Raw genomic sequence first — 6512 nt, 5'->3', positions numbered from 1 at the left:
AGGTCCGCAACCGCCTGATCAACGCCTACGAAGAAATCATGAGGATGTCGATCTGACCGATCGATAGGAAGCGAGGCCGACGGGGATGCCCAGCATGCTCGACAACGCGATGGACTGGCCGGTCCGGAAGAAAGCGGTCGCCGCGGGGGTGCTCGCCGCCTCGATCGCCCTCGTGGTCCTGGCGTTCTCCTGGTCCCAGCGGGAGGATTACCAGGTCCTCTTCGCGAACCTGTCCGAGTCCGACGCCGGCCAGATCGCGATGAAGCTCAAGGAGATGAAGGTCCCCTACCGCGCCGAGGCGGGCGGGATCCTCGTCCCGTCCGGAAAGGTGTACGACGTTCGGCTTCAGCTCGCCTCCCAGGGGCTTCCGCAGGGCGGCGGGATCGGCTTCGAGATCTTCGACAAGACGGATTTCGGCACCACGGAGTTCGTCCAGAAGCTCAACTACAAGCGGGCGCTCCAGGGAGAGCTCGCCCGGACCATCATGGCGATGGGCCCGGTGGAATCGTGCCGGGTTCACCTCGCGATTCCCGAGCGGACGCTGTTCGTGCGCGAGGGGGAGGAGGAGCGCGCCACCTCCTCCGTGCTCGTGAAGCTCAAGGCCGGGAAGACGCTGTCGGTCAGCCAGGTGGAGGGGATCGTGCACCTCGTCGCAAGCAGCGTCGAGGGGCTCGACTCGAAGGACGTGACCGTCATCGACGCGAAGGGGAACGTGCTGTCGAAGCCCGCGACGGACATCGCCGGCATGAGCGCGGGACAGTTCGAGTTCCAGAGCGGCTACGCGAAGGAGCTCGAGGCGCGGATCGCCTCCATCCTGGAGCCGGTGGTCGGCAAGGGGAAGGTGCGGGCGAAGGTCTCCGCCGAGGTCGACATGAGCCGGGTCGAGACGACCGAGGAGAAGTACGACCCGGAAAGCCAGGTCGTGCGCAGCGAGCAGAAGCAGGTCGAGAAGTCGTCGACCGTCGGCGCGGGCGGCGTCCCGGGCACGGCCTCGAACCTCCCCGGGAAGAAGACCGCCGCGGCGGCCCCGCCGCAGGGCTCCTCCGAGAAGCAGAGCCAGACGGTCAACTACGAGATCACGAAGGTGGTCAGCCGCACGGTCAACTCCCCCGGCGTCCTGAAGAAGGTCACGGCCGCGGTCCTCGTCGACGGCACCTACGTCGCGAAGCAGGGCTCCAAGGAGATGCAGTACGTCCCGCGCAAGGAGGAAGAGATCCGGCGGTACGAGGAGCTGGTGAAGGAGACCATCGGCTTCACGGAGAGCCGCGGCGACCAGGTCAAGGTCGTGAACATGCCGTTCGAGACCGTCCCGGTGGAGGAACCGGCCCCCGAGAAGACGGACTACCTGGCGATGGCGGCGCCCGCCGCGCGATATGCCGTCCCGCTGGTCGCCGTGCTCCTGCTCACACTCTTCGTCCTCCGGCCGCTCGCCCAGTCGCTGGCGTCGTCCGGCGGCGGGAGCTCCCCCGCGTTCCGCGGGACGATCTCCCCCCAGGCCGGCGAGCTCGCCGCGCAGATGGCGCAGGCGCCGAAGGAGCTGCCGGTCAAGGAGCAGGTGACCGAGTGGGCCCGCAAGAACCCGCAGGACGCGGCGAACATCATCAAGGGGTGGATGCGATAAATGGCTTCCCAGCTCAGCGGGCACGAGAAATCCGCGATCCTCCTGAGTCTTGTCGGCGAGGAGGCCGCCGCGGAGGTGCTGAAAAGCCTCGACATGCACGAGGTCGGCAAGATCACGACCCAGATGAGCCGCCTCAAGACGATCAAGAAGGAGACGCTCGAGACGGTGCTGAAGGAGGTCACCGGCATCATCGCGCGCGACGACATCCAGTTCGTCGCCGGCGACGAGTACATCAAGAAGGTCCTCTCGAAGGGGTTCGGCGAGGAGGACGCCTCCAAGGTCATGGAGCGGGCGCTGAAGGACGCCCCCTTCGATTCGCTGCGCTGGGTGGACCCCTGGGCGCTGGCGAACATCCTCATGGGCGAGCATCCGCAGACCGTCGCGTTCATCCTCTGCCTCCTCGAGCCGATCCGGGCGGCGGAGGTGCTGGCGCTGTTCAACGAGGACCTGCGCGCCAACGTGGCGATGCGGATCGCCGTCACCGAGCGGATCCCCGAGACCGCCATCGAGGAGATCCGGGACGTGTTCGACAACCAGGTCGAGATGGGGGTCAGCGCGGCCGGGATCAAGGTCGGCGGCATGAAGACGATCGCGGAGATCCTCAACCACTGCGACCGCTCGACGGAGGAGGCGCTGTTCCAGAAGCTGGAGGAGAAGGACAAGGCGGTGGCCGACTCGATCCGCGAGCTCATGTTCGTGTTCGACGACCTCGTCGAGCTCGACGACCGCTCCATCCAGATGGTGCTGAAGGAGGTCGCCACCGAGGAGCTCTCCCTCGCGCTGAAGACCGCCTCCGACGGCCTGAAGACCAAGATCTTCCGGAACATGTCGCAGCGCGCCTCGGAGATCCTCAAGGAGGAGATCGCGGCGAAGGGGCCGGTCAAGGTCTCCGACGTCGAGAAGGCGCAGCTCAAGGTCGTGGGCATCGCCCGGAAGCTCGAGGCGGAGGGGAAGATCGTGATCGGCGGCCGCGGCGGGGAGGATGTCGTTGCTTAGGGCGACCGTCGTCTCCGGCGACGACGCGACGCGGTTCCAGCTCCCTTCGTTCGAAGGGGCGGAAGGGCCGCGCGCCGCGGCCCGGACGGAGCGGAAGGGGCGCCCGAAGGAGCGGACCCCGGCGGACGTCGAGCGGGAGGCCTACGAGAAGGGGTTCGAGGAAGGACGGAAGGCCGGGGCTGCCGCCGCGGCCCGGGAAGCGGCTCCGCTGCTGGAGGGATTGCGGTCCGCCGCAGCGGGAACGATCCGGCTCAAGGAGCAGATCGCGCAGGAGGCCGAGCCGCAGGTGGTCGCGCTGGCCGTGGCGGTCGCGCGGCGCGTCCTGATCGGCGAGCTCTCCGGGAAGCCGGAGCGGATCGCGGCGATCGTGAAGGAGGCGATCCGCCGGATCGAGCGGGCCGGACCCGTAACCGTCCGGGTGCATCCCGACCTCTCCGCGCTGATCGCGGGGCTCAAGGAAGGCGTGACCGATTTCCAGGCGGAGATCCTTCTGGACGTCGACCCGTCCGTGCCGCCTTTCGGCCCGATCGTCACCGGCGCCACGGAAGAGGTGCTGACCGATGTGGACGAGCAGATCCGCGTCATCATGGACGAGCTGAGGAGCGACCGTGCCGCACGTTGACCTTTCCCACGCGGTGCGGGCCGTCGAGCGGTCCGAGCCGCTCCGCGTCTACGGGAAGATCGTGGAGATCACCGGGCTGCTCATCAAGGCCACGGGGCTCTCGGTCAGCATCGGTGAGGCGTGCGAGATCTTCTCCGGCGGCGGCCCCCCCGTCGAGGCGGAGGTCGTGGGTTTCCGGGACGGGAAGGCGCTCCTGATGGCCATCGGGGATCTTTCCCGGATCAAGCTCGGCGCCCGCGTCCACTCCGTGGGGAAGAAGGTTTTCGTCCGCACCGGGCCGGGCATGATCGGAAGGATCATCGACGGGATGGGAAACCCGATCGACGGGAAGGGTCCTCTCCGCGGCGTCGAGCACCCGCTGTTCGCCGTCTCCCCCGATCCGCTCAAGCGGCGCCGGATCCGGGAGCCCATCGACCTGGGGATCCGCGCGATGAACGGGCTGCTCACCTGCGGGAAGGGGCAGCGGCTCGGGATCATGGCGGGCGCCGGCGTCGGGAAGAGCGTCCTTCTGGGGATGATCGCGAAATACACCGAGGCGTCGGTCAACGTCATCGCCCTGGTGGGGGAGCGCGGGCGCGAGGTCCGCGAGTTCATGGAGCGCAACCTCGGCGAGGAGGGGATGCGCAAGAGCGTCGTGGTGATCTCCACTTCCGAGCAGCCGGCGCTGATGAAGCTCCGGGCCGCGTTCACCGCCACGGCCATCGCGGAGCATTTCCGGGACGCCGGCCACGACGTCCTTCTCTTCATGGACTCCCTGACGCGCGTGGCGATGGCCCAGCGCGAGATCGGCCTCGCTTTGGGGGAGCCGCCGACGACCAAGGGATACACGCCGTCGCTCAACGGCCTCCTGTCGAAGATCCTGGAGCGGGCGGGCACGAAGGAGGGGAAGGGGAGCATCACGGGGCTGTACACCGTCCTCGTGGAGGGGGACGACCTCTCGGACCCCGTCGCGGACGCGTCGATGGCAGTCCTCGACGGGCACATCGTCCTGTCGCGGGAGCTGGCGATGGAGAACCAGTATCCCGCCATCGACATCCTCCGCTCCATCAGCCGCGTGATGCCCGACATCGTGGAACCGGCCCACAAGGAGGCGGCGGCCCGCTTCGGCGAGATCCTGGCGACCTATCGCAAGCACGAGGACATGATCTCCATCGGCGCATACAAGGAAGGGTCCAACCCGAAGGTGGACCGGGCCATCCGGATGATCGACGGGCTCAAGGGATACCTGCGCCAGGGGATGGAGGAGCACTGGAACTACCGGGAAAGCGTCGATCGGCTCCATCAACTCTTCAAGGGGTGCGGCGATGAACCGGCTCGGAACCATTGACAAGGTGCTCCACCTCAAGGAGCGCCGGGAAGAGGAGATCGAGGTCGAGGTCCGGGAGCTGCGCGACGAGATCGCGGCGAAGCAGGTGCGGCTCGGGGGCCTCGAAGGCGCGTACATGGAGACCCTCTCTGAGTTCCGGCGGCGGCAGGCCGACGGCACGCTCCCGCCGCAGGAGATGGGGATCTACCACAGCTACCTCTTCCACCTCCAGGCCGAGATGGACGGGCGGAAGGCGGAGCTCGCCCGCTGCCTTTCGGCGCTCGACGCCCGGCAGGGGGCGCTCGTGGAGGCGCACAAGGAGACGCGGGTCGTCGAGGCGCTGAAGGACCGGCGGATTCGGGAGTTCGCGAAGGAGGAGGTCCGCCGCGAGCGCAAGCGGATGGACTCCCTCTGCCAGGGGCCGTGGGAGCGGCCGTGAGCCTCCGCCGCGCCGCGCGGGCGCTCCTCCCGTTCCTGATCGCGGCGCTTTCCGTTCCTGCCGCGGCCGCCGACCCGGCTTCTCCCGCCGCCGCGCCGAAAGCCGCGGCATCGGCGGAGGCGCGCGCGGCCGCCGCGCCGCAGGCCGACCGGGCGGAGCTGGCCGCGCGGGAGCGCGAGCTCCGGGCGGAGGAGGAGCGGCTGCTCGCCCTGCGGAAAGAGGTCGAAGGGAAGATCGCGAAATACGAGAAGCTGCTCGCCGACGCGGAGACGAAGGGGAAAAAGGAGCGGGAAGAGGGGGAGGCGAAGTCCGACCAGCTCGTGAAGCTCTTCGAGGGGATGCCCCCGGAAGATGCCGCCGCCCGGCTCGAGGCGCTCGACGAAAAGACGGCCTCCTTCATATTGGGCAGGATGAAGGGGCGCAAGGCAAGCAACGTCCTTGCGGTCATGGACCCGAAGCATGCCGCATCGCTGGTCCGCCGGATGGCCGGCGGCGTGAAAAATTTTCCCGCGGAATGATCATTTTTCCCTCCAATGACCTTCCCTCTCCGGTTCCATTCGGGAATTCCCTTTTCGAATCGGCAGTTGGGGTGGATGGCACGATCGTTGAACTATAAGGAGCCATGGAAACCTTTCTCCCGACCCTGACACCGTCCGCAAGCGCTCACGCTTCCGCCGGATCCCCGGCCGGCTCCGCCGTCCAGGGAGACCGGTCCGCGACCGGGGACGCGGACGCGTCCTTCGAGGAGCTGTTCTTCCGGATCCTGACGTTCGGCGGCTCCTCCCGGACGCCCGCGAGCGCGGAACTCCCGGCGCTTTCGGATGGCGAGATCGCGGAACTCCTGGAAGCCGGCGGGGAAGAGATCGCATCCGGCGAAGATGCCGGCGGGGATCCGGTCGCCGCCGGGATCCCTGCGGCCTGCCTGCCTGCCGCCGTGCCGCCGCCCATTCCGGTCTGCGCGGCCCCCGTTTCGGGCGGCGCGACCTCCGTCATGGCCGGCGCGACCGCTTCGGAGAACGTCACGGACCGCCTGCCCGTCGATCCGTCCGCTTCCGGGCTATCCGCGGCGCCGGCCACGGACGCTCCGGCGGAAACGGCCGCCGGGGGGATTCCGCCGCGGTTCCCCTTCGGCTCGTCCATGGACGCGGAAACGCTCCCTGCGCCGCAGGCGGGGGGCGCTACTCCGGAGGCCGTATTTCCGAAGGGCGCCCCGGCAAAACAACCGCCGGCGAACGCCGTCCCGATGGAGTCCGCCGACGCAGGTTCCGCTTCTGCGGGAGATGCGCCGGTCCCGGCCGCGCCGCGCGCGGCAGGGGCGCGGACGGACGCCGCCGCATCCGGGACGTCGACGTTCGGGCTTTCCGCGGAACCGATCGTCGCCGCGGCGAAGGATTCCCCGCAACCGCGGATCGGGCTCTCCGCCGCGCCGCCTCCCGCGCGGCGCGAAGGGGAGCCGCAGGCCGTTCCCGCCGTGTCCGGCGGGAAGCCGTCGATCGATTCGGAAAGCGCGGGCCGGGACATCCTCGCG

General features: G+C 68.8%; 8 protein-coding genes. All 8 read left to right on the top strand.

Annotation, left to right across the window (positions count from 1 at the left end):
* On the top strand, nucleotides 1-56 hold a 56-nt coding region (locus tag AB1346_11870), incomplete at its 5' end, for a flagellar hook-basal body complex protein FliE (GenBank protein MEW6721138.1).
* A 29-nt stretch (nucleotides 57-85) separates the two neighbouring features.
* A complete protein-coding gene (fliF, locus tag AB1346_11865; GenBank protein MEW6721137.1) occupies nucleotides 86-1621 on the top strand; it encodes a flagellar basal-body MS-ring/collar protein FliF in 1536 nt (511 codons plus the stop codon).
* Complete coding sequence (fliG, locus tag AB1346_11860; GenBank protein ID MEW6721136.1) at nucleotides 1622-2617, top strand: flagellar motor switch protein FliG; 996 nt, start codon at nucleotides 1622-1624, stop codon at nucleotides 2615-2617.
* The gene (locus AB1346_11855; GenBank protein ID MEW6721135.1) at nucleotides 2610-3239 is read left to right on the top strand and encodes a FliH/SctL family protein; all 630 of its coding nucleotides are present in this window, start codon (nucleotides 2610-2612) and stop codon (nucleotides 3237-3239) included. The genes fliG and AB1346_11855 overlap by 8 nt, the downstream gene beginning before the upstream one ends.
* Nucleotides 3226-4566, top strand: a complete 1341-nt coding sequence (locus AB1346_11850) for a FliI/YscN family ATPase (GenBank protein MEW6721134.1) — start codon at nucleotides 3226-3228, stop codon at nucleotides 4564-4566. Before AB1346_11855 ends, AB1346_11850 begins: the two co-directional genes overlap by 14 nt.
* Entirely contained in the window at nucleotides 4544-4984 is a 441-nt protein-coding gene (gene fliJ, locus AB1346_11845) for a flagellar export protein FliJ (GenBank protein ID MEW6721133.1), read from the top strand. The genes AB1346_11850 and fliJ overlap by 23 nt, the downstream gene beginning before the upstream one ends.
* Nucleotides 4981-5502: a hypothetical protein gene (locus AB1346_11840; GenBank protein ID MEW6721132.1), complete on the top strand. Its 522-nt coding sequence runs from the start codon at nucleotides 4981-4983 to the stop codon at nucleotides 5500-5502. Before fliJ ends, AB1346_11840 begins: the two co-directional genes overlap by 4 nt.
* Nucleotides 5503-5606: 104 nt before the next feature.
* Nucleotides 5607-6512: hypothetical protein (locus AB1346_11835; protein MEW6721131.1), on the top strand; the 906-nt coding region annotated here is incomplete at its 3' end.

It is taken from the genome of Thermodesulfobacteriota bacterium (assembly GCA_040758155.1).
In the GTDB taxonomy this organism is placed as follows: domain Bacteria; phylum Desulfobacterota; class Deferrimicrobia; order Deferrimicrobiales; family Deferrimicrobiaceae; genus UBA2219.
The sequence above is the reverse complement of the archived record's forward strand: the minus strand, read 5'-3'. Positions and strand labels throughout refer to the sequence as shown.